General features: G+C 66.4%; 21 protein-coding genes and 1 tRNA gene. 9 read left to right on the top strand and 13 right to left on the bottom strand.

What is annotated here, in order from left to right; genetic code table 11:
• Nucleotides 1-3: 3 nt before the first annotated feature.
• Nucleotides 4-891 (bottom strand): N-carbamoylputrescine amidase, encoded by an 888-nt coding sequence (gene aguB / locus GUI70_RS05155; protein ID WP_161881228.1) that lies wholly within the window; start codon nt 889-891, stop codon nt 4-6.
• Nucleotides 892-1,055: 164 nt separating this feature from the next.
• Complete coding sequence (locus tag GUI70_RS05150; RefSeq protein WP_161881227.1) at nt 1,056-1,334, bottom strand: VF530 family protein; 279 nt, start codon at nt 1,332-1,334, stop codon at nt 1,056-1,058.
• An 85-nt stretch (nt 1,335-1,419) separates the two neighbouring features.
• On the opposite strand from GUI70_RS05150, the gene GUI70_RS05145 reads away from it, so the two are divergent.
• The gene (locus tag GUI70_RS05145) at nt 1,420-1,788 is read left to right on the top strand and encodes a hypothetical protein (RefSeq protein WP_161881226.1); all 369 of its coding nucleotides are present in this window, start codon (nt 1,420-1,422) and stop codon (nt 1,786-1,788) included.
• 57 nt (nt 1,789-1,845) lie between these two features.
• On the opposite strand, the gene GUI70_RS05140 is transcribed toward GUI70_RS05145, so the two are convergent.
• The 6 genes from GUI70_RS05140 to GUI70_RS05115 all read right to left on the bottom strand — a co-directional run bounded on the left by GUI70_RS05140 (nt 1,846) and on the right by GUI70_RS05115 (nt 7,500).
• A complete protein-coding gene (locus GUI70_RS05140; RefSeq protein ID WP_237724708.1) occupies nt 1,846-2,592 on the bottom strand; it encodes an ABC transporter permease in 747 nt (248 codons plus the stop codon).
• Nucleotides 2,589-3,530: an ABC transporter ATP-binding protein gene (locus GUI70_RS05135; protein ID WP_161881225.1), complete on the bottom strand. Its 942-nt coding sequence runs from the start codon at nt 3,528-3,530 to the stop codon at nt 2,589-2,591. Before GUI70_RS05135 ends, GUI70_RS05140 begins: the two co-directional genes overlap by 4 nt.
• A gap of 4 nt (nt 3,531-3,534) precedes the next feature.
• Nucleotides 3,535-4,740, bottom strand: coding sequence for an ABC transporter permease (locus GUI70_RS05130; RefSeq protein ID WP_306468263.1), 1,206 nt, complete (start codon nt 4,738-4,740; stop codon nt 3,535-3,537).
• Nucleotides 4,741-4,866: 126 nt separating this feature from the next.
• The gene (locus GUI70_RS05125) at nt 4,867-5,781 is read right to left on the bottom strand and encodes a glycine betaine ABC transporter substrate-binding protein (protein WP_237724707.1); all 915 of its coding nucleotides are present in this window, start codon (nt 5,779-5,781) and stop codon (nt 4,867-4,869) included.
• 409 nt (nt 5,782-6,190) lie between these two features.
• Nucleotides 6,191-6,553 carry an HU family DNA-binding protein gene (locus tag GUI70_RS05120; RefSeq protein ID WP_161881224.1) on the bottom strand — a complete coding sequence of 121 codons (363 nt, stop codon included), beginning with the start codon at nt 6,551-6,553 and terminating at the stop codon, nt 6,191-6,193.
• Nucleotides 6,554-6,765: 212 nt separating this feature from the next.
• Nucleotides 6,766-7,500 (bottom strand): HesA/MoeB/ThiF family protein, encoded by a 735-nt coding sequence (locus tag GUI70_RS05115; protein ID WP_161881223.1) that lies wholly within the window; start codon nt 7,498-7,500, stop codon nt 6,766-6,768.
• Nucleotides 7,501-7,628: 128 nt separating this feature from the next.
• On the opposite strand from GUI70_RS05115, the gene GUI70_RS05110 reads away from it, so the two are divergent.
• From GUI70_RS05110 to GUI70_RS05100, 3 genes are all read left to right on the top strand, one after another.
• Nucleotides 7,629-8,069 (top strand): cysteine hydrolase family protein, encoded by a 441-nt coding sequence (locus GUI70_RS05110; RefSeq protein WP_161881222.1) that lies wholly within the window; start codon nt 7,629-7,631, stop codon nt 8,067-8,069.
• A complete protein-coding gene (locus GUI70_RS05105) occupies nt 8,066-9,145 on the top strand; it encodes a M42 family metallopeptidase (protein ID WP_161881221.1) in 1,080 nt (359 codons plus the stop codon). Before GUI70_RS05110 ends, GUI70_RS05105 begins: the two co-directional genes overlap by 4 nt.
• A gap of 65 nt (nt 9,146-9,210) precedes the next feature.
• Entirely contained in the window at nt 9,211-10,461 is a 1,251-nt protein-coding gene (locus GUI70_RS05100) for a cytochrome P450 (protein ID WP_161881220.1), read from the top strand.
• 45 nt (nt 10,462-10,506) lie between these two features.
• Here the strand turns inward: GUI70_RS05100 and GUI70_RS05095 are convergent, their stop codons facing one another.
• Nucleotides 10,507-13,530, bottom strand: coding sequence for an adenosylcobalamin-dependent ribonucleoside-diphosphate reductase (locus tag GUI70_RS05095; protein WP_161881219.1), 3,024 nt, complete (start codon nt 13,528-13,530; stop codon nt 10,507-10,509).
• 409 nt (nt 13,531-13,939) lie between these two features.
• Between GUI70_RS05095 and GUI70_RS05090 the strand changes: the two genes are divergently transcribed.
• Nucleotides 13,940-14,401 (top strand): ferritin-like domain-containing protein, encoded by a 462-nt coding sequence (locus GUI70_RS05090; protein WP_161881218.1) that lies wholly within the window; start codon nt 13,940-13,942, stop codon nt 14,399-14,401.
• Nucleotides 14,402-14,557: 156 nt separating this feature from the next.
• Here the strand turns inward: GUI70_RS05090 and GUI70_RS05085 are convergent, their stop codons facing one another.
• Nucleotides 14,558-15,814, bottom strand: coding sequence for an aminopeptidase (locus tag GUI70_RS05085; protein ID WP_161881217.1), 1,257 nt, complete (start codon nt 15,812-15,814; stop codon nt 14,558-14,560).
• Between the two features lie 149 nt (nt 15,815-15,963).
• On the opposite strand from GUI70_RS05085, the gene GUI70_RS05080 reads away from it, so the two are divergent.
• Together GUI70_RS05080 and ppk1 are read left to right on the top strand one after the other, a co-directional pair.
• Nucleotides 15,964-16,040: transfer RNA gene (locus GUI70_RS05080), tRNA-Pro, on the top strand.
• 562 nt (nt 16,041-16,602) lie between these two features.
• Nucleotides 16,603-18,813, top strand: coding sequence for a polyphosphate kinase 1 (gene ppk1 / locus GUI70_RS05075; protein WP_161881216.1), 2,211 nt, complete (start codon nt 16,603-16,605; stop codon nt 18,811-18,813).
• Nucleotides 18,814-18,825: 12 nt separating this feature from the next.
• Here ppk1 and GUI70_RS05070 read toward each other — a convergent pair whose 3' ends face one another.
• From GUI70_RS05070 to GUI70_RS05060, 3 genes are all read right to left on the bottom strand, one after another.
• Nucleotides 18,826-18,978: a hypothetical protein gene (locus tag GUI70_RS05070; RefSeq protein ID WP_161881215.1), complete on the bottom strand. Its 153-nt coding sequence runs from the start codon at nt 18,976-18,978 to the stop codon at nt 18,826-18,828.
• A 321-nt stretch (nt 18,979-19,299) separates the two neighbouring features.
• Complete coding sequence (locus GUI70_RS05065) at nt 19,300-20,073, bottom strand: hypothetical protein (protein ID WP_161881214.1); 774 nt, start codon at nt 20,071-20,073, stop codon at nt 19,300-19,302.
• An 89-nt stretch (nt 20,074-20,162) separates the two neighbouring features.
• Nucleotides 20,163-20,510, bottom strand: a complete 348-nt coding sequence (locus GUI70_RS05060) for a hypothetical protein (RefSeq protein ID WP_161881213.1) — start codon at nt 20,508-20,510, stop codon at nt 20,163-20,165.
• Between the two features lie 76 nt (nt 20,511-20,586).
• On the opposite strand from GUI70_RS05060, the gene GUI70_RS05055 reads away from it, so the two are divergent.
• Both GUI70_RS05055 and GUI70_RS05050 read left to right on the top strand, forming a co-directional pair.
• Nucleotides 20,587-21,153 (top strand): DUF1349 domain-containing protein, encoded by a 567-nt coding sequence (locus tag GUI70_RS05055; RefSeq protein WP_161881212.1) that lies wholly within the window; start codon nt 20,587-20,589, stop codon nt 21,151-21,153.
• A gap of 70 nt (nt 21,154-21,223) precedes the next feature.
• The gene (locus tag GUI70_RS05050) at nt 21,224-22,246 is read left to right on the top strand and encodes a DUF1517 domain-containing protein (RefSeq protein ID WP_161881211.1); all 1,023 of its coding nucleotides are present in this window, start codon (nt 21,224-21,226) and stop codon (nt 22,244-22,246) included.
• Nucleotides 22,247-22,284 lie beyond the last annotated feature (38 nt).

The following is a 22,284-nucleotide window of genomic DNA, read 5'->3' as shown; positions in this document are numbered from 1 at the left end:
GCGCTAGCGCCGGGTCGAGCCGTCGCTGGTGAGCAGCGGGCCGTAGAGATCGGGGCGGCGGTCGCGGAAAAAGCCCATTCCGGCGCGGAACTTCCTGGCCGCCGCCAGATCGAGCGTGTGGTGCAGCGCGCCCTCGTCGTGCTCACCGAACTCGGCCACCAGTTCGCCGGTGTAGTCGCTGATGAAGCTGTGGCCGTAATAGGTCTGGGTCAGGTTTTCCACGACCTCGCTGCCGATGCGGTTGGCCGCGCCGACGTAGCTGGAGTTGCTCACCGCGTGGCCCACCATCGCCCGCTGCCACATCTGGTGGCTGTTGGGCGTCTCCACACCTTCCGGCTCCGAGCCGATGGCGGTGGGGTACAGCAGAAAGTCGGCTCCCAGCAGCATCATGGCGCGGGCCGATTCGGGATACCACTGGTCCCAGCAGATGCCCGCACCGACGCGCCCGTAGCGGGTGGCCCACACCTTGAAGCCGGTGTCGCCCGGCGTGAAGTAGTACTTTTCTTCGTAGCCGGGGCCGTCGGGGATGTGGGACTTGCGGTAGACGCCCAGCAGTTCGCCGCCCGCATCGATGCAGGCCAGCGAGTTGTAGTGGGTTTGACCCGCCGCCTCGAAAAAGCTGATCGGCAGCACCACCCCGAGTTCGGCGGCGAGGTTCTGGAACCGGCCTAGAAAGGGGTGGCCCGACAGCGGGTGCGCCAGAGAAAAATAGTCCTCGCGCTCGGCCTGACAAAAATATAGGTTCTCGAACAGCTCCGGCAGCAAGATCACCTGCGCGCCCGCCTGCGCCGCGTCCCGGACGTGCGCCTCGGCCCGCGTCAGGTTGTCTTCGAGCTGGTCGGTCATGTGCATCTGCACCACCGCCAGGGACGTGAGTTGGGAAGCAGTCATGGCGTCAGGCTACCCGAAGTCGGTCTGCCGCCGGTGGGCCGCGCTCACCTTGCCTCGCCTGCAGCTGAAGTCATATGGAGCAAAACGGGCTGCGGTCGTGGAGGAGACCCACCGGCTCTTTCACGCTCTGGAGACGCGGCAACTGCACTCCCACTCAGCCGAGATCAGCCTTCGTCCGGCCGGGTGGGTTTCGGCGCGGCGTCCGGTGCGGCCTCACCGAACTCCAGTCGGTGTTTTCTGAGCATGTACAGATACAGTTCTTCCACTTTGGTTCTGGCCCAGGGGGTTTTGCGCAGGAACTTGAGGCTGCTGGGCACGCTGGGATTGTCCTGAAAGCAGCGGATGCTGATGCGCCGTCCCAGCTCTGCCCAGCCGTAGTACCCGCTCAGGCGCGTGACGATCTGCTCCAGCGTGACGCCGTGCAGCGGGTTGGGGTCTGCCATAGGTTCCGAGTGTATGACATCTGTCACGCCCGCCGCCTGACACTCCGCACTGCCCGGCAAAGGTGAGTGGGTCTAGGCTGCGCGCATGAACGAGCAGACGTCACTTCAGCCGGGCCGCTCACCTTCAGAACCTTTTTCCCTGCCGGGGCTGCCGGGCGCGGCGGTGCTGCTGGTGCTGGCGGTGGCTTTTACCGTCGACGGTACGTTGGGCGACCGGGCGGGCGGCCTTTACCTGTTCATTCCGCTGGCGGCGGTACTGGGTCAGGCCATCAACCGAATGCTCCGGCTGGGGTATTTGCCCAGAGGCATGTACGGCGCGCTGTTCGGCGTGTGCATTCCCGCCTTGATCGGCCTGAGCATCCTGCTGAACTTCTCGCTGGAGCAGGCTTGGTTGCCGCTGCTGTTCGTGGGGCTTGCCTTCAGGCGCTTGATGCCTTCCCGCCGCCTGCGTTGACGGGCTGCACCCGTGCCAGGCCAAGGCGTAAGCACGGAAATCAGTTCGTGTTCCGGTTTACCGCTGCCCTTCTTCCGCCGCTGCCAGGCCCAGCAGGCCGTCCAGACTCAGCGCCAGCAACGCGGCCAGCAGCGCCCCGATGACCACCAGCCCGGTGTTTTGCTGCGACAACCCCTCGATGATCGGGGTGCCCAGCCCGCTCGCGCCGAGTGCCGCGCCTATGGTGGCGGTGCCGACGTTATAGACGGTGGAGGTCCGCACCCCCGCCAGCAGCACCGGCAGGCTCAGCGGCAGCTCGATGCGCCGCAGGCGCTGGCCGTCGGTCATGCCCATACCACGCGCGGCGTCGAGGGTGGGTTTGTCGACGGCCAGCAGGCCCGCAATACCGTTGGACACCACCGGCACCAGACCGTAGAGCAGCAGCCCCAGCAGCGTCGGCCTGACCCCGAAGCCCAGCGCCGGAACCGCCAGCGCTAGAATCGCCAGGGTCGGCACCGTCTGGCCTAGCCCGGCCACAGCCTCGGCCAGCCGCATCAGCGACTCGCGGCCTGGCCGGGTGACCGCTACCGCTAATGGCACGCCGATCAGCAGCACCACCACCTCGGCCAGGAGCACCAGCCCCAGGTGCGAGAGCGTCAGCTTCCACAGCGGCGTGTCGAGGGTCGGCACCTGCCCCGCTGAGAGCGAGGACACCGCCCGGTTGAGCAACCCCGGAATCAGGCAGATCAGCAGCAGCGCAGGCCAGATCAAGGCGGGCCAGATCGAGCGCCTCGGACGCCGGGTATCCGAAGCCAGCAAAGTCACGTCCGCTCCAGATCATGAAACGAGAGCACGCCGCTGATCTGGCCGTCCTCGCCCGTCACTGCCACCGCCTCGGCGCGCTCGCGCAGCATCACGCTCAGGGCACTGCGGGCATTGAGCGAGGCGCTGACCTGCGGCAGGCCCGAGCCGTCGCCCGCCCGCGCCAGTGCCCCGGCCCGTACCCCGGCCAGCTGGCGCAGCAGGGCGTCCTCGCCCAGAAATTGCCGCACGAACTCGCTCACCGGGCGACGCACCAAGTCGTCGGGGGTACCGAACTGCGCCAGCTCCCCGGCGTTGAGCAGCGCCACCTTGTCGCCGAGCTTGAGCGCCTCGTCGATGTCGTGCGTCACCATCACGATGGTCTTCTTGAGGTTGTGCTGAATCTCGCGAAACGCTTCCTGCAACTTGTCGCGGGCCAGCGGGTCGAGCGCCCCGAAGGGTTCGTCCATGAGGAGCACCGGTGGATCGGCGGCCAGCGCCCGCGCCACGCCCACCCGCTGCTGCTGCCCGCCCGACAGTTCCGAGGGACGCTTGGTCTCGAACTGCCCCGGCTCCAGGCCCACCAGTCCCAGCAACTCGCGCACCCGCTCACGGGTTCTGGCCTTCGGCTGGCCGAGCAGGTCCGGCACCGTGGCCACGTTCTGCGCGACGGTCAGGTGCGGAAACAAGCCGATCTGCTGGATGACGTAGCCGATGCGGCGGCGCAGCGCCTCGGGTTTCAGACTCTGGGCATTCTCGCCTTCCACCAGAATCTGACCCGCCGTCGGCTCGATCAGGCGGTTGATCATCCGCAGGGTGGTGGTCTTGCCGCAGCCCGACGGCCCCAGCAGCGCCGTGATCTCTCCACTGGGAAAGGCGAGGCTCAGGTCCTTGACGGCGTAGAAAGGAAGGCCTGTCAGCGGGTTGTCGTAGCGTTTTTCCAGGTTCCGGAGTTCGATCATGCCCTCACGCCCTTCCCAGCCTGCGCCCCAGCAAGGTTTCCAGCCCGCGCAGCAAAATGTCCAGCACGATCGCCAGCAGCGCGGCGGGCAGTGCGCCGAGCAAGATCAGGTCGGCGGCCCCACTTTGCAGCCCGCTGAAGATGAAGTAGCCCAGCCCGCCCGCGCCGATCAGCTGCGCCACGCTGGCGACCCCGACCAGCATCACGGCGGCCTGCCGGATGCCGCTGAGCCACACGGGCAGCGCCAGCGGCAGCTGGACCCGCCAGAAGCGCTGGTTATCGGTCATGCCCATGCCGCGCGCGGCGTCGAGCACGCCCGGCAGCACGCCGCGCAGGGCCACCACGCCGTTTCTGAGGACCGGCAGCAGCGCGTACAGGGTCATGGCGGTCAGCGCCGGGGCCACCCCGATGCCGCTGACCCCCACCGCCCGCAGCGCCGGGACGGCGTTGGCCAGTGCCGAGAGTGGCGCGATCAGCAGACCCAGCAGCGCCAGGCTCGGCACTGTCTGTACGCCGCCCGCGACGCCCAGCACCACCCCCGACACGCGGGCATTCCGCGAGGCCCAGACGGCCAGCGGCGCACCGATCAGGGTGGCCAGGCCCAGCGCCACCAGAATCAGGTAGAGGTGCCGCCCCAGTTCCTGAAAGAAGCGGTCGTGTTGCACCCGGTACTCGGCCACCACCGACCAGCTGGCGAAGTGGCCGATGAGTGCCATAAGCACCACAGCGGGCAGCCACAGCCACGCCAGATACGGCTGCGCGCCGCCCAGCCTACGCCCCACCAGCCCCGCGCCGTAGACGGTCATGGCGGCCCCCAGCAGCCACAGCCACACGCCGCTGCTCACACTCGCCCGTGCGAACTCGGCCTGTCCCTGCACGGCCGCCCCGCTGCGCGAGCCGAGCCACCACGCGCCCAGACTCAGTGCAAAGCTGGCCAGCAGCGGCACGGCGCGCGGCAAAAAACGCCCGGCCAGTGCCGTGGCCAGCGCGGCCAGCAGCCCCAGCCCGATGTCCAGCGGTGGCAGGCGCAGAAACTCGCCCGCCGCCAGCCGGTTGGGCCGGAGGAGCACCCAGGGCAGCCAGCAGGCCGCCAGCATCGGTGCGGCCCCCAGCCACAGCACAAGCTGTAAATCTGGGCTGAACCGGGCGGCAGACGAAAGGGCAGGGGAGAGATGCTCTCCCACTGCCCCGGCGAGTGGGCGGCTGTTCACCTGCCCAACTCGGTTCGCGCGGCGCGGATGAATTCGGTGTAGGTGCGCGCCGCCGCGCCCATCAGCCGAACACGCAAGACCGGCAAACTGCCGTTGACCCGCGCCGCTCTGTTCACCGGGTCCAGCTCACTTGAGCAGGCCCTTGGACTTGAGGTAATCGCTGGCCACCGACTGGGCGCTGCGGCCTTCCAGGGCCACCTGGCCATTGAGCTTTTGCAGGGTCGGCTGGTCGATGGTGGCAAAGGCCGTGTTCAGCAGGCCCGCGATCTTCGGATTGGCCTTGAGGGTATCGCTGCGGATGGTCGGCGCGGGCTGGTAGACCGCCTGCGCGCCCTTGGGATCGGTCAGGGCCACCAGCTTGAGGGCGCTGAGGGTGCCGTCGGTGCCGTAGGCCATCGCGGCGTTGACGCCGTTGGTGCCGTTCGCCGCCGCCTGCTGCGCTTGCGGCGGGGTGGCTCCGGCCAATACCAGCTTCTGGTCGGCGCTGAGCTTGAAGCCGTAGACACTCTCGAACATCGGCATGGTGTCGGGGCGGTCGAAATACTCGGGGCTGCCCGCGATCTTGAACTTGCCGCCGCCCTTGAGATAGCGCGAGAGATCCGTCACGCTCTTGAGCTTGTTGGCGCTGGCCAGCTCCTGCGGCACCGAGATGACCCAGGTGTTGTTGACCTTAGCGGGTTTGAGCCAGGTGACGCCATTCTTGGTGTCGAGCTTCTTGGCGAGGTTGTAGATGGTGCCGGAGTTGCCCGCCTGCTTGGGGGTGATCTTGGCGTCGGGAAACAGGTACACGGCGTTGCCGGTGTACTCAGCGTACACGTCCACTTCACCGGCTATAATGGCCTTGCGGTTGACGCCGGTGTCGCCCAGCGCCGTCTTGTCGGTCACGTCCAGCCCGGCGTTTTTCAGTGTCAGGTAGATGATCTGGCCCAGAATCTGCGCTTCGGGGTCGAGCTTGCCGCCCACCACAATGGGTTTGGCAGCGGCGGCGCTAACGAGAACAGCCACGGACAGCATCAGTACTTTTTTCAGATGATTCGGCATTCGGTTTCCTCCATGTTCTGTTGGCCCGGCGCTGAAAAGAGAATGAACGCTTCAACTACCCGAACGGCTGCCCTGCATAAGCAAGTCCAGTGTTCAGCAAACAGCGCCGCGCCGAAAGGCAGAACAAGGCCAACATACCCGCTCAATCTGGCGCGAGTTGAACGACCGGGCACAAACGCTGGGCCGCTGCCGATGAGCAGTTCCACACCCACAGGAAGGGCGAGGACCGTTTGACACGTTCTTTTGACGGGCCGTGAGGCGGGTTGGGTGGGTGTTGACCGACTTTAGCGATTATTTAGAGTTGCCGGACGGATACCCCAACTCCGCAAGGCTGGCCCCGACACGGACGACCACAAAAACCGCCGTCTCCAGACTCGGAAACGGCGGGGCAAAAGAGGCTGTGCTCGGCTTAGAGGTTGCCCTTGAGGGTGCTGGCGACCTTGAAGCGTACCTTTTTACCGGCGGGGATGGTGATCTTCTCGCTGGTGCCGGGGCGCACACCCTGACGGGCCGCCGTCTTGGCGACACTGAAGGTGCCCAGGCCCGGCAGGCCCACGCTCTTGCCGTCCTTGAGGGCCTCGACCACGACGTCGAGCATCACGGCCACCGACTCGCCCGCCTGCTTCTTGTTCAGGCTGGTGCGGTCGGCAACCAGATCAATGATCTGGGTCTTGGCGATTTTCTCACTGGTTTCGGCAGCGGGAGCGGGTGCCTTTTTGGGGGCAGCGGCTTTGGCGGCGGGTTTGGCTGGCGCTTTGGTACTTTTAGCCATGTGTAACCTCCGGGAATTGAAGTTGAGCAGGTTGTCGGCTCGAAAAAGACAGTAACACACATTCTGGCGTCTGTGAACGGCAGCGAGGCCCTCTGGGAACGCCTCCAACCCCGTGAGGCGCTGTTCCTGAGAGGACGAATCCCCGCTAGAATCGGCGATTTGCCGTCCCAGACGGCCTCGCTCAGTGAGATATTCATGTGAAGACGATTAAGTTATGTCCCCACTGAAATCGGCGGCCCCAGGCGCACGATCCGCGTGCGGGCGCTCAGGGCGTCGTATGTCCACAGCCGACCCGCGAGCGTTTCTGCCTGACCGGTCAGCACTTTGAGTGCCTCGACGGCCATCACGCTGCCAACTACCCCGAGCAGTGGCCCCACCACCCCGATGTCGTCGCAGGATTCGGCCCCATCTGGCGTCGGAAACACGTCGCGCAGCCCGAAACCGGGGCCGAAGACGCTGACCATGCCCTCGAAACCGCCCGCCGCGCCCCACACCCAGGTCAGGCCAGCGGCAGTGCAGGCGTCGTGGACGAGGTAGCGGGCCGTGAAATTGTCGCTGGCGTCAATCACCAAGTCAATGCCCTCCAGCAGTGCCGGGGCCGTCTCGGTACTCAGCGCAGGCGTGGCCTCGACTCGCACATACGGATTGACCTGCTGGGCGCGGGCGGCGGCGGCCTGGGCCTTGCTGCGCCCCACGTCGGCAGTGGTGTAAAGCGTCTGGCGGTGCAGGTTGCTGAGCGACACCGTGTCGCCGTCAGCAATGCGCAGAAACCCGATGCCGGCTCCGGCCAGGTACGCGATGACCGGGCAGCCCAGTCCGCCCGCGCCGACCACCAGCACGCGGGCGGCCTTCAGGCGCTCCTGGGTGGTGGCAAACTCCGGCAGCAGCAGTTGGCGTCCGTAGCGCCGCAGCTCGCCGCGCGAGAGGGTGGGGGGATCGGGGATCATGGGGGCAGTTTAGAGGCCAGGTCGCAACTGGGGGTGCGGACGGCACAGTTGTGTTTGAGGGCCGCCGGGTCGGGCCGTTCGCGTGTTCGGTCCTCCTCGCTGCGCCTGGCCGGTATGATGAAGCGGTGATGAGTCCTCCTGTCCAGGCCCTCCTGCTGCTTGACGCGCAACGTGCCCGCCACCGGGCGCTCGAAGACCGAGACCCCCGCGCCGCCGACGCCCGGCTGCTGCCCTGGCGCGCGGCGGTCAGTCAGGCCCGCTCGCAGGGGGTGCTGGTGGTATTCGTGCAGCGTGACGGCGAGGTGGGCAGCGATCTGGAGCCGCTGACACGCGGCTGGACACTGCACCCGGATTTCCGGGTCGAGGAGCGCGACGTGCTGCTGCGGGTCACGGCGGACGACGCCTTCGAGCGCAGCGCCCTGACCCTTGAACTCCGCAGCCGGGGCATAGGCCACCTGAAGGTGCTGGCCCTGCCCGGCAGCGCCGCCGACGTCCCCACCCGCGCAGGAGCGCAGCGGGCCGGGTTGAGCGTCATTGAAATAGCTCTCCCATTGGAGGTCCAACCGTGAACGACGCTGTCCTCGATTTTCTCCTGCGGCTGCTGAACACGCCCAGCCCCACTGGCTTGACCGAAGAGGCCGTATCGCTGATTGAGCGCGAGGTGCAGGCACTCGGCCTGGAGACCCGCCGCACCCGCAAGGGCGCGCTGTACTGGAGCTTGCCCGCCGCTCCCTCAGCTGATCTGGCCCGGCACCTGGCCCTCAGCGCCCACACCGACACGCTCGGCGCGATGGTCAAGGCCATCTTGCCGGACGGACGGCTGCGCCTGACCCAGCTCGGCGGCTACGACTGGGCCACCATCGAGGGCGCGTACGTGACGGTGCATGGTCAGGGGGGCGTGGAAGTGACCGGCACGGTGGTCAATGAGATGCAGAGCATGCACGTCTGGGGCGCGAAGCTCTTTGAGCTGCGGCGCGGTGCGGATAACCTCGAAGTGCGGCTCGATGAGCGCACCTTCAGTGCGGCGGATACGCGTGCCCTGGGCATTGAGGTGGGCGATTTCGTCAGCTTTGAGCCGCGCGCCACGTTGACGCCTGCCGGGTATCTCAAGAGCCGCCACCTCGACAACAAGGCCAGCGTGGCGATTTTGCTGGACCTGACCCGGCGGCTGCTGGCCCGGCCCGCGCCCATCAATGTCAGCTGCTGGATCACGACCTACGAGGAGGTCGGCCACGGCGCGGCCCCCGGCTTCGCCACCCCGGAGTTCGGAGCCGCCGACGAGCTGATCGCCCTCGACATGGCGGCGGTGGGGCGCGGGCAGACCAGCAGCGAGCACCACGTCACCTTGTGTGTCAAGGACAGCAGCGGGCCGTATGACCACGCCCTGGGCAACCGCCTGCGTGCCGCCGCCCGCCGCGCCGGAATCGATCTCCGGGTGGACATCTACCCCAACTATTCTTCTGACGCCAGCGCCGCCTGGCGGGCCGGGCACGACCTGCCGACGGCCCTGATCGGCCCCGGGGTGGACGCCAGCCACGCCTACGAGCGCACCCACACCGACGCGCTGAAGGCGAGTGCGGCGCTGATCGAGGCCTATTGCCAAGCTGAGGAAGACGCCTCTGAGGCCGGTCAGGCTCCGGGCTGAGTGCAGCCCGCTGCGGGCCAGGGCGCATCACACCTGGGGCGCAGATTGGCGGCGTAGGCTGAGGCATGACCTCGCCTGAATCCCTCCTGCCCGCTCCCGAACTGCGCCCCGAGTCCGCCGATATTCAGGCTCTTTATTCGCGGGCGGCACTGCCCGATCCGTATCCGCTGTATGAGCGCGCGCGCTCGCACGGCCAGGTCGTGCCGGTGCCGGAATGGAACGCCGTGGCGATCTTCGGGTACGAGGAAGCCTCCCAGGTGCTGCGCTCGCCCGCTGCGCTCTCGGGGCAGCAGATCGGGCAGACGGCAGAGGGGCGGCAGGGTCAGGACGGGCAGGTCAGTGAGGCCCTGCAACTGCTCGCGCCGATGATGCTCTTTCACAACGGCTCCTCGCACGCCCGGCTGCGCGGGCTGGTCAACGCTGCCTTCACGCCGCGCGTGGTGGCTGAGCAGGAAGAACTCGTGCGCGGGCTGGTGCGCGAGATGTTGGCAGCTCAGGAAGGCGCTCCCTTCGACCTCGTAGACAAGCTGGCGGTGCCGCTGCCGGTGGCGGTCATCACCGGAATGCTGGGACTGTCGAAGGCCGACGAGCAGCAGTTTCGGACCTGGACCCAGAGCGTGGCCGAACTGCTCGGCGGCATCGACAACACGCCCGAACTGATGGCCCGCATCGAGGGTGACGCCCGCGAGATGCGTGCTTACTTTCGTGATCTGGCGGGTGATTTGCGCGCGCGACCGCAACCGGGTCTGCTGAGTGCCCTGGCCGCCGCCGAAGATGAGGCGGGCCGCCTGAGCAGCGACGAACTGCTGGCCAACGCCGTGTTGCTGCTGGCCGCCGGGCACGAGACCACCAGCAACCTGATCGGACGCGGCGTGCTGGCGCTGCACCAGCAAGACGGGGCCTGGGCCGAACTGGTGGCCCTGCCGGAAATCGGCAACACGGTGGCCGACGAGTTGCTGCGCTTCACCAGCCCGGTGCAACTGACGGGCCGCGCCCTGGGGGCCCCGCTGGAGATCGGCGGGCAGACCTACCCGGCGGGCACCCACACCATGCTGCTGCTGGCCGCTGCCAACCGCGACGAGCGCACCTTCACCGACGCCAACCGCCTGAACCTGACACGGGCCAACGCCGGGCGGCATCTGGCCTTTGCCAGCGGGCCACACTACTGCCTGGGCGCGAGCCTGGCGCGGCTGGAAACGCGGGTGGTGTTTGGCGAGTTGCGCCGCTACCCGCAGATGCGCGTGCTTGAGCAGACACCCCAGTATCGCCCCAACATCGTGCTGCGCGGCCTGAGCAAGCTGATGGTGGAGCTTTAGGGATTGAGGGCTAGTCTCAGGTCATCAAGAGAGACGTTCACCCCTTTAGCCGCACTTGCTATAGCCGCACGCCTGGCACTTCAAGCACCCCTCTTCCCGAATGACCGCCCGCTCCTCGCACACCGGGCAGCGCTCCTGGCCCAGCCCCTCGGTGCTGACGCCCTGGCGCGGGCTGGGCGCGTCTCCCGGCGCTCGGCTTTCGCCGCTGCCCCCCGACATCGGCGGCAGGCTCCTCAAGTCGAGGTCTTTGGCAAAGCTCTCCAGCGCCACCGCGATCAGGTCGGCCTTGCTGCCCACCAACCTGCCGTTGTAGCTGCCGTACAGCCCGCCGTTGATGCCGCGTAGGGTCTTGATGAGCGCCTCGGCAGGCACGCCGTGTTGCAGCGCAATGCTGACCACCCGCCCCAACGCCTCGCTGTCGGCGTTGGCCTCGTCGCCCGCTCGTCCCGAAATGACCATCACTTCCACCGGATTGCCGCCCAGGTGGTTGACCGTCACCAGAAAGCTGCGGCGGTGGCCGCTGGTCGGGTCGGTCAGCTTGACCATATCGGTGATGCCCTGAAGCCGGGCGGGGCGCTCGTAGCGGGGCTGGTTGCGAGCTGAGCTGGCCTGGGCCTGCCCCAGCTGTGGTGCGGCGGAGACTTTGGCGGGCGCGGGCACGGCTTCCGGCACGGGCGTCTCACCCATGACCTCGGCGGCGGCTTCGCTGAGCGAATCAGGTTGGGCGTCCTCAGCGTTGTCTTTTTTCTTGCTGGTACTCAGCACCTGAAATTGCCTTGAGCCGTCGCGGTAGACGGTAATGCCTTTGCAGCCGGTGGTGTACGCCTCGTTGTAGGCGCTCTGCACATCCTGAACGGTGGCTGAGTTGGGCAGATTGATGGTCTTGGACAAACTGTTGGCCGCGAACCCCTCGGCGTCGAAGGCCCGCTGCACCGCGCCCTGCATCCGCACATGGTCCAGGGGCGCGATGTCGTGGGCGCACACGAAGACCTGCTGCAAGGCGGCGGGAATGAAGCTCAGGCCCACCACCGAGCCGTGGTTCTCGCTGACGGCCTGCGTCACCTTGTCCCAGTCCCATTTGCCGCCCACGGACATGTTCGGCGCAGGCGGGTAACTTTCCAGCAGCTCCACGAACAGCGGAGCCAGCAGGGCACGGTACTCGCTGCCGATCTTGCGCCAGATGAACGGGCTGAACACCGGTTCGATGCCGCTGGACACGCCCATCAGCATCGAGGTCGTGCCGGTCGGGGCCACCGTCAGCACCGCCACGTTGCGCCTCGGCGCGTGCGGCATTTTGTCCGCGTTGTGCTGATAGACGGCGTATACCCCGCGCTCCTCGCCCAGGCGCTCGCTCTCGGCTACCGCTTCCTCGCGCAGGGCGGTCATGATCTCGAAGATCATCTCGCGGCCCGCCTCATTGTCGTAGCGCAGCCCCAGCTTGATCAGCGCGTCGGCCAGCCCCATCACGCCCAGGCCCAGGCGTCTCAAATCCTGCGAGGCCACCCGGTTGTCTTCCAGCGCGAACACGTTCACGTCGAGGACATCGTCGAGAAAGCGCACGCAGGTGCGCACGTCGGCCCGGAAGCCCGCGAAGTCGAACTGACTGTGCTCCACGTAGGCGGCCAGATTGATGGCACCGAGGTCGCAGGGCTCGCCCACGGTCAGGGGAATCTCGCCGCAGGGATTGGTGCTGCGGATCTGATACCGCTCGCCCAGGTTCCTCAGCGCCGAGTGGTCGTTGATGCGGTCGACGAAGATCAGCCCCGGCTCGCCGGTACTCCAGGCGTGCTGCGCCACCTGATCCCACAGCCAGGCGGCGGGAATGCCGCTTTGCTGGCCGACGGTATAAATCGGCACGCCTTTTGCGCCGTCCTCCCCGCGCTCCGGCAAGTCGGGCCAAGTTCCGGCAAAGTCGCTGGCCTGCTCGGCCAAGTAATACTTGCCCGGCACCTCCTGCGCCGCCAGAGGCCACACCCCGCCCGCTTGCAGGGTGGTCCAGAACGCCTCGTCCACCAGAATCGAAATGTTGAACGTCGAGATGTCGCCCTCGCTGGCCTCGCGGTCGAGGTCCTTGGCGGTCAGGAAATCCAGTACATCAGGGTGCGAGACGCTGATGGTGGCCATCCCAGCACCGCGCCGCGTTCCGCCCTGCCGGACCACCCGCAGCACCGGCGAATAGACGTAGCGCAGAGTATTGACCGGTCCGCTGTGTTCGGCTCCTCGGTTGGCCCACTCCAGAAAGTTGTCGAAAATCTCCATCAGGAAGCTGACCGGCCCGCTGCTGGTGCCGCCTGACCCCCGGATGGCCGCGCCCTCTGGCCGCATCTGTGACAAATCGAGGCGCGGCTCCAAGCCCAACTTGGCGGTCTCGGCCACGGCGCGGGCCGCGTCGACGATGCCGCCCATGTCGTCAAGCACCGTCTCCACGCCTTCCGGCAGGGCCCGGACGATCTGCACTCCGTTCTGGCGGGCCAGCGCCACCAGTTCGCTCTTAATGGCCTGCCCGTAGACCACCCGCGTCCAGTTGCGAATCGCCACCGGCTGCTTGTCGCCGTCGGGCTGGGTGGGCGGGCGCATCAGGCCCAGCACGAAGTCGCTCACGTCGGGGTGCTCTGCTGCCATATAGACCCAGCCCCGCACCCCCGCGTCGGGACGCGAAGTGGCGGCGCGGGGCGTGTACACATCGAGATTCACACCGTTGCCGCCGCCGACCTTGGTGACCAGGGCCAGCTTCTTGGCGACTTCCATCACGCCCTCGAATGAAGCTGGATTGAAGTCCGTCGCCCCCTGAACGAAGCAGTTCAGAACGTTGCCGTGCTGCGTGCCCGCGCCCGCCAGCACCCGCCCACCGGGGCAGAACTTCTTTGCGGCCATCAGATCGTAGTATTTCTGCGCCCAGCTCAGCTGCGCTTCGGGCGCTTCGGCGCCGGCGACCCACTGGGCGATTCGCTCGAACATGCCGCCGATGTCGTGGTCACCCGGTTGCACATACTGTCGCCCGGCGATGTGCTGGGCGTCGTCGTCGAAGGGGATCAGGGCAGCGCGGCTCAGGCGGGGTGCGGTGGTCATGCAAACTCCTTGGGACAGCACTTTGGCAAGAGCGGCGGCACAACGGCAGCCTACCCGCTCAAGAGGTGGCGAGAGAAGATCGGTCGGTGGCGGTCCCGGCGGCGGGACGAGCGGTGATGTCCAGACTCTAGCACCGCCTCGGCTGAGGTACAACGGCTGGTAGGGAGAAGCGGACCAGTGTACAAGATGCGGCCCAATCGGCCTCACAGCGGGCCAGCCAGAGGCCCGGCAGGATGGCCTGGTGGAGCAGCATTGCAGCGCTCCACACAGCTGCCTCTCACTTTCTGATGGCTTGCCCAGCGCCGACCCAGGGTCAGTTGAACGCCCTGCTTGGCCTTTCTCAGTCCGGTGGTGGGGCAGCCGAAGACAATGAACGGGTCAAGCGCTGCGGCGCTGAGGAGAACCCACCATGACCATGAGCAACGATCAAGTCAACGACAAGCTCCAGTATCTGCTCGGCACCCTGCGCGACGGTGAGAAGGGCTTCAACGGGGCCGCTGAGCATGCCAGGGATGCCAGCCTCAAGCAACTGTTTCAGGCCCGCAGTACTCAGCGCTCGGAAATGGCGAGCGCCATTGAGACGCACCTGATGCAGGGCGGCGAGAAGCCCAAGTCGGGCGGCAGTGTGGGCGCGGTCCTGCACCGCACCTGGATCAATGTGCGCGACGCCGTGACCGGCAAGGACGACACTTCAGTCATTGCCGAGACGGTGCGCGGCGAGGACGCGGCCATCAAGAACTACCAGGACGTGCTCAAAGAAACTGACCTACCCGGCGACGTACGCTCGCTGGTCGAGAGCCAGTACGCTCAGATTCAGTCCAGCGACGCCGAGCTGAACGGCCTCAAGCGGCAGTATGAGGTCCAGAGCTAAGATTTCGTAGAACCTTCGCGAATCCAGAATCGGCAAAGCACCGCACTCCTGATTGGGGTGCTTTGCTTGGTGTTGTATCCGGGCAACGAGGATAAGGTTCACGGCTCCGGTGGGTCGCCAATGCTTTCCGAGGCCACCGCGCCCCGCTCATCCCCTTCAGATCACAAATTCGCCCGCCCGCATCACGGGTTCGTGCTCGCCGCTCTTGGTGATACCGTCCACGTTCATCTCGGCGCTGCCGATCATCCAGTCCACGTGCAGCAGCGAGTCGTTGCCGCCCTTTTCTACGAAGGTGTCATTACTCTCTACACCACCTTTCACGTTGAAGCGGTAGGCGCTGCCGATGGCGATATGCGAGGCGGCGTTCTCGTCATAGAGGGTGTTGTAGAAGAACAGCCCGCTCTGGCTGATCGGCGAGGAGTGCGGCACCAAGGCCACCTCACCGAGCCGGTGGCTGCCCTCGTCGGTGTCGATCAACTGGCGCAGCACTTCCTGGCCCTGCTCGGCGCTGGCCTCGACGACCCGCCCGCCCTCGAAGCGGATGCGGATGCCGGAAATCAGCACGCCGTTGTAGCTCAGCGGCTTGGTGCTGACCACCGTGCCCTCGGTACGCTCCCGGTGCGGGGCCGTCCAGACTTCCTCGGTGGGGATGTTGGCGGTAAACGCGATTCCGGCGGGTGTGAGGCTGCTGCCGCCGCCCCAGATATGGTCGTCGGCCAGGCCCACCGTGAGGTCGGTGTCGCCGCCCTGAAAGTGCAGGGCAGCGTACTGCTTGGCGCTCAGAATCTCCTTGCGCGCGCGCAGCTTGTCCAGGTGTGCCTGCCAGGCAGCCAGCGGGTCAGGTTGATCGGCGCGGGTGGCCTTGAAAATTGCGTCCCAGTACAGCTCGACGGCCTTCTCGTCACCCACGTCCGGAAAGATCAGCCGGGCGCTCTGCGGTAGCGGCGCGGTGATCAGGTTCCAGTTAAGCTGGTTGGTCATCACCTGTAGGCTGTAGGGCTTGCGGTAGGTCGCCAGCGTCCGCTGGTGCTGGGCGAGGTGCGTGGGGTCGGCGGCGGCGTGCAGTCCCGGATCGGTGGCCCGGATTGCCAGCACCGCGCCGCCCGCGTCGGCGGTTTCGGTTTCGGCATCGACCCGCCAACGGCTGATGGTCTCGAAGCTGCCCGCCGGAGCCAGCTCGAAGCGTGCCCGTTGCACGTCGTCGTCGTCCCAGCGAACGTCGACGAAGCTGGCTCCGGCCCGGTAGGCGCTGCGCACGACGGCGCGGGCCAGCGCGGCGGTCTCGACCGGCGACTCGACGAGCAGGCGCTGGCCGCCCTTCAGGCCCAGGCCCACCTGCACAGCCAGATCGGCGTAGTTCTGGAGTTTTTGCTCAAAGCTGAGCGCGGCGCTCCCGGCGGAAGATTGGGTCATGCCCGGCAGGATACGCCGATCCGCCGCACGGCCTCACACGTTTAAGGCTCTCTGAATATTCAGCGGTGGCGGGCGGGATTCAGGGTGGCGCTTCCCGGCAGGCTTGACCCGGCCCACAAACTCCGCTACACTGCCCGTCGCTGGTTTGACGAGGCGTAGCGCAGCTTGGTAGCGCACTACCTTGGGGTGGTAGGGGTCGCAAGTTCAAATCTTGTCGCCTCGACCAGCGTGGCGGGAGCGAAGAAATTCGCTTCCGCTCTTTCATTTTCGAGCATTCGTTTTCCGGGTGCCCGCCTGTGTGGTGCCGCCCCTCGGCTGGGTTCTCATTTAATAAGAATTTGCTGAGTGAGTCGAGTCTGTTACGGCCCCAGGGCTATGCTCTGATCATGAAACCGACTCCGGGGTAGAGCCGCCTGCACACCACTCCTGGCGTGAGGACGGAGAAGCTGAGAATTTTTTGACTCTGTTTTCCAGCGTGGATGAGGCCAGCGCCCTCGACACGGCCTGCCTTCTGGATATGGCACATCGGTGCACTATGTCCGCCGACGTGCTTCCCAACTGAGCGTATGTCGGCTTGCCAGATTGACCACGTGGCCTTAACCTTTCCGTTAGGGCGCTGACGGCTCCAAGCGCTAGGCTCAAGACGTTTTTCTCACCTTGCCACTGCTGCGGGCCGCTGGCACCACGCTGCTCATCTGGCCCTGACACACCGGCTCTCTTCTACAGTCCTCATGTCAACGGTCCTTGAAAACGGCGTCGCGCCCAGGCCAAAGCGGTGAGTTCCTGTTATGAATAAATCGAACCCGAAGTCCCTCTCCATCAAGCTTCAGCCGGAAGGGGCTGGAGCGCTGCCCAAAGCGGTCAAGCACCACAACGGCAAAGCCGACAAGCGCCCCAAACCTGGACCGCTGCCCGAGGGCGTCAGCGACCAGACCCAGAGCACCAGCGCCGTGCCGGAAAGTACCTACCTTAACCGCGAGCTGTCGTGGCTCGCCTTCAACGAGCGGGTGCTGTTCGAGGCCAAAAACGAGCGCAGTCCCTTGCTGGAGCGCCTGAGCTACGCCGCCATCTGCGGCAGCAACCTCGACGAGTTCTTCATGGTGCGGGTGGCAGGCATTCATCGCCAGATCGCCGCCAACGTGACCACCAAGAGCTTAGATGGCCTGCTGCCCAGGGAAGTGCTGAATCTGGTCAGGTCGCGCACCCACGTGATGCTCCAGAGTATCGAGAAGACCACCCGCGAGATCTTCAGGGATCTTCAGTTGCAAGGCGTGGAGATCGGGCGGGTCAAGGACCTGGGCAAGCGGGCGCGGGCCACCCTCAAGGCGCAGTACCTCTCGCAGATTCAGCCGGTGCTGACCCCCTTGATCGTCGATCCCAGCCACCCGTTTCCGTATATCAGCAACCTCAGCCTGAATCTGGCGGTGCTGCTCGACGCCGGAAGCGGCGAGGCCCCCGACTTTGCCCGCGTTAAGGTGCCGGTGGGGGTGCTGCCGCGCATCGTGCGCTGCGGCGAGCACTTGCTGCTCCTCGAAGACGTGATCGCCGAGCATTTGGGCGAGCTGTTCCGGGGGCGCACCGTGACGCGCTCGCATGTGTTCAGGGTCACCCGCAACACCGATTACGAATTCGACGAGGACGAGGCCGAGGACCTGCTGGCGACCATCGAGGACGGCCTGCGGCGGCGGCGCTTCGGCTCGGCGGTGCGACTGGAAGTCACCCGGGACATGCCCGGCGAGATGCTCGACTTTCTGCGCAGCCGCCTCAAGCTCGACGACGAGGACGTGTTCGAGCTGCAAGGCCCGCTGGGCACCGCCAACCTGATGGGCCTGCCGGTCGAGCGCCCGGACTTGCAGTTCGCGCCTTTCTCGCCGCGTGTGCCGGATCTGGACGGCGAGGACGACGAGGGCATTTTTCATACCCTTCAGCAGGGCGATGTGCTGCTGCACCACCCCTACGACTCGTTTACCAATGTGCTGGCCTTCGTACAGGCGGCAGCCAGCGACCCCGACGTGCTGGCCATCAAGCAGACCCTCTACCGCACTGGCGACGACCCACGCTTAATCGGCGCACTCAGGACCGCCGCCGAGAACGGCAAGCAGGTGGTGGCCTTGATCGAACTCAAGGCCCGGTTCGACGAGCAGCGCAACATCTCCTCGGCGCGTGAGTTGGAGCGAGTCGGAGCGCACGTGGTCTACGGCGTCAGCGGCCTCAAGACCCACGGCAAGGTCACGCTGGTGGTGCGGCGCGAGGGCGAGCAACTCAAGCGCTATGTGCATATCGGCACTGGCAACTACAACCCCAAGACTGCCCGGCTCTACACCGACCTCTCGCTGCTCTCGGCCCGCGAGGAACTCGGCGCAGACGTGGCAGCGCTCTTCAACCACCTGACCGGCTACGCCGAGGCCGACTACGCCTACCTGCTGGTGGCCCCCGACACCGCCCGCAGCGGATTCATCAAACTTTTGGAGCGGGAAGCGGCCAACGTCGCAGCAGGCAAGCCCGGCTGGGCGCGGCTCAAGTTCAACCAGCTCACTGACCCCGGCATGATCGAGGCGCTCTACCAGGCGTCGCAGGCGGGGGTGCATATCGAGCTGATGGTGCGCGGCGTGTGCTGCCTGCGCCCTGGCGTGCCGGGATTGTCCGAGCACATCGAGGTCCGCAGCCTCATCGGGCGCTTTCTGGAACATGCCCGCATCTACGCCTTCGCGGGCGACGCCGCCGACGGCAGGGGTCGCGCTCCCGACGTATATTTCGGCTCGGCCGATTGGATGAGCCGTAACCTCGACCGCCGGGTGGAAGTTATCGCCCCGGTGTTCGAGGACCGCCAGAAAGCCAAGCTGCTGGCCCTGCTCGGCACCGAGTGGGCCGATACGCGCGGGGCGTGGGTGCTGCAGGAGAGCGGCGAGTACTTCAAGCTCAGCGGCGAGACGAGTGCCCAGTCGGTCTTCATGGGCGGCGAGGACGCACCCACCGTCGTCCAGCTCAGCGGAAGCTGAGGGCAGGGCGGATCATTCGGGCGGCCCGGCGTAGGACGGGCCCACATGTGGTCCGCTGCCCGCCGGTCCGTCACCCATCTGCCGCATGGCCGTATTCAGTTTTGCCTGCCGGACACTCAGCCACACGCCGCCCGCGATCAGCAAGCCCAGAATCAGGAGTCCCATACGTTCCAATATGCGCCCTGCCCGATTGAAGTTCCGGGAAGATCCATTCACCCAGCAGCGGGCCATAAAAAATCCGCCTCGTGGGCGGCTGTCGTTTGACTGATAGGAAGAGTATAGCGCGGTATACAGCCGGAGTCAAGAACCATGCACCGGAATACGGGAGAAAGGCTGTTGATGCAGGGTCGTGGGCCGCTTGAAAGCAGAAGCCTACTGCAAGAACAGACCAAAAGCCAGCAGGAGATAGCACCGCCTTTCGGCGTCCCCTGCTGGCTCGACTCTATAACCCTGCCCGGTATCAGACCGCCGCAGTGTTCAGGACACTCAGCCCTTCTTGGGCTGGTCTTTGGCGTCGTCCTTGACATCCTGGGCTTTTTCTTTGGTTGCCTGAGCAACATTCAGGATGTTGGCGCGGATGTCCTTACCGGTGTCGTGTGCCTCGGCCTTGACCTCTTGTGCCTTGTCCTTGGCCTCCGCGCCAGCTTTCTGGCCTGTGCTATCGGCATTCTGGGCGGCGTCCTGAGCCTTGTTCTGGGTAGCCTCTGCCGCTTCCTTCACCTCGGCCTTGAGGTTCTCGGCCTTGTCTCCGGCTTTATCGGCAGCGCCACCAACGGCGTTCTGCACCTGTTCCTTGGCCTGGGCCGCTTTATCGGCAATGGCCGCACCCGCATCTTTGGCGGCGTCTTTGAGCTGCGGTGCCGCCCCCTGCACACTGTCCTTGACCTGCGCGCCCACGCTGCTGGCCGCGTCACGGGTCTTACTGGCGGCGTCCTGTACGGCTTTGGCAACGTCCTGGGCGGCGTCTTTGGCCGCTTCTTTTCCAGCCTCGGCGCTGTGCTGGGCCGCATCCTTCACGTCGGCGGCCTTGTCGGCGATGACGGCCCCGGCGTCCTTGGCCGCTTCCTTGACCTGCTCGAAGCCCTTGGAGGCGCTGCTGGCCACGTCCTGGGCCGCGTCCTTTATGCCCAGTTCGGAGAGCTTCTGATCGAGGGCGCGGCGGTTTTGTTCACGGCTGAGGTAATAAGCGCCCGCGCCGATCAGCACGCCCAGCAGGACAAAGCGTTTCACGGGAAAGCGGCGTTCGTTGCGTTCAAACATACGGCCACACTACCGCCGCGCTCTCATCTTGTGGATGAGCAGGGGTTCAGATGGACTTGACCTAGCGTCCGTCCGCCACGCTGATCAGATTAGCCCAGCAGCTCCAGCCGCCGCGCCAGCGCTTCGGTCAAGATCCACTCCTCGCCGGGGCCGAGCCGCAGCAGCACGTTGCCCCGGTCGAGGTAAAACGCCCGGATCTTGGCCCAGGCTTCCTCCTCGCTGGTCGCCGTCTCGTCAATGTCGTCCAGGGTGCCCCACACGTCGCCCTCGAACTCCTCGCTCAGCAGCGCCTCGGCATGGCCGCTGAGCACGTAGGCGTCCACCGCCTCGCTGCGGGCGTAAGTTTCACCTGGCTGGCGAAACTCCAGGCGGTCATCTCGCTCGTAGAGGCGGGCCAGCAGGTCGGCGAAGGCTTCGGGCGTCAGGTCAAGTTCCATGCGCTCTCCAGGCAAAGTGGGGGGTGCGGTTCATGCCCTGCAGTCTAATCTGCTTGCCGTTATGCTGGGTGCACCCATGACCGATTGGCAAGATGCGACCTGGCTCAACGAACCGCCCCGCTGGTCTGCCGGTCCGCAGGAGCTGCGGCTGTGGACCGTGCAGGGCACCGATTTCTGGCAGCGCACCCACTACGACTTTATTCATGACAGCGGCCACTTTCTGGGCTTTGCGGCGCAGCAACCGTTCACGGCGCAGGTGCGGGTGCGCGGCGCGTACTCGGCGCTCTACGATCAGGCTGGGCTGATGCTGCGCGCGGACGCTGGGCACTGGATCAAGGCCGGGGTGGAATTCGTGGGCCAGCAGCAACTCAGCGCGGTGGTCACGCGGGGGTTTAGCGACTGGAGCGTGTGTCCGGTGGGCAGGCCCGCCTTCTTCGACCTCAAGCTGACCCGCCGGGCAGAGGCCGTCAGCATTCACAGCCGTTTGCCGGACGCCGACTGGTCGCTGCTGCGGCTGGCGTATCTGCCGCCGGAGCTGACCGTCAGCGTGGGCGTCTACGCGTGCAGTCCCCAGGGCGGCGGCTTCGAGGCGGTGTTCAGCGACTTCGCGCTCGGTCCCGCCGAAACTGGGGCGCTGTACTGAAACGTCGCCCCAGCCCGCCCGGCGCTCCGTGTGCGTGCCTGCGGCCTCCGACTCGCCTAAACTGCTAGGCATGTTCACTTCCGTTCGCGCACTGGCGCTTGGTTGCAGACGGCTGCTCAAACTCACGGCCCTGCTGGGGCTGCTCACCCTTCTCGGTCTGGCCTGGGCGCAGTCGGGCGGGGGATTCGGCGGGCGCTCCAGCGGCGGCAGTTCGGGCGGCAGCAGTCGGTCGTCGGGCGGCGGCAGCTTCGGTGGGTCGAGCAGCCGGGGCGGCGGGTACAGCGGTGGAGGCTACAGCGGCGGCGGGTATTCGGGCGGTGGCTACCGGGGACCAGTCATCATCAACAACGGCGGCTACGGCGGCGGGTACAGCAGCGGCTACGGCGGAGGCGGCGGGCTGAGCCTGATTCCCATCTTGCTGATCGGCGCAGTGGTGCTGGTGGTGTTCCTGGCGATGCGCCGCAGCGCAGCGGCCTCGGGCAAGGGCGGCGCGGGCAGCGGGCTGCTGGGCAGCTTCAGCGGCGACGCCCAGGCGGTGATGGTGCAGGTCATCATGGCCGAGGGTGACGATGTGAAACGCGCCCTGCAAGCCGTGGCCGAGAGTGGCGACCCCGACACCGACGAGGGCCTTGCGCAGATGCTTCAGGAAGCTGCCCTGGTGGTGCTGCGCCACCCCGAACGTTGGGTCTACGGCGACGTGCAGCGTGCTCAGGGCAGCGCCAGCAGCACCGACGCCCAGCTCGGCGCGTGGGCGACCCAGGCCCGGGCCGCCTTTACCGACCAGACCACCAGCAACTACCAGAATCGCGACCCGCGCAGCGGCTACCAGCACAAGGATGGTCCCAAGTCCAAGCACGACGTGGGCGACCTCTACCTGGCCGTCACGCTGGGCGCGGCGGCGCACGCCCTGGCCCAGTTGCCGCCTGCCGGAACCACCGACGCTGCCGAGGTGCGCGCCGCGCTCCAGGCCATCTCCGCCGTCGGCCCCGGCGATCTGATTCGCGCCGAGGTGGTCTGGAGTCCCGACGCCGAGGGTGAATTCCTCAGCGAGGACGAGGCCATCATGAAGTACCCGCAGGCCAAGAAGCTCTAGAGGCTCAGGCGAGAGCGGAACGCCGAAGGGTCGAAAGG

It is taken from the genome of Deinococcus alpinitundrae, from assembly GCF_009982895.1.
Taxonomy (GTDB): domain Bacteria; phylum Deinococcota; class Deinococci; order Deinococcales; family Deinococcaceae; genus Deinococcus; species Deinococcus alpinitundrae.
This window is presented reverse-complemented; position numbering and strand designations above follow the sequence as displayed.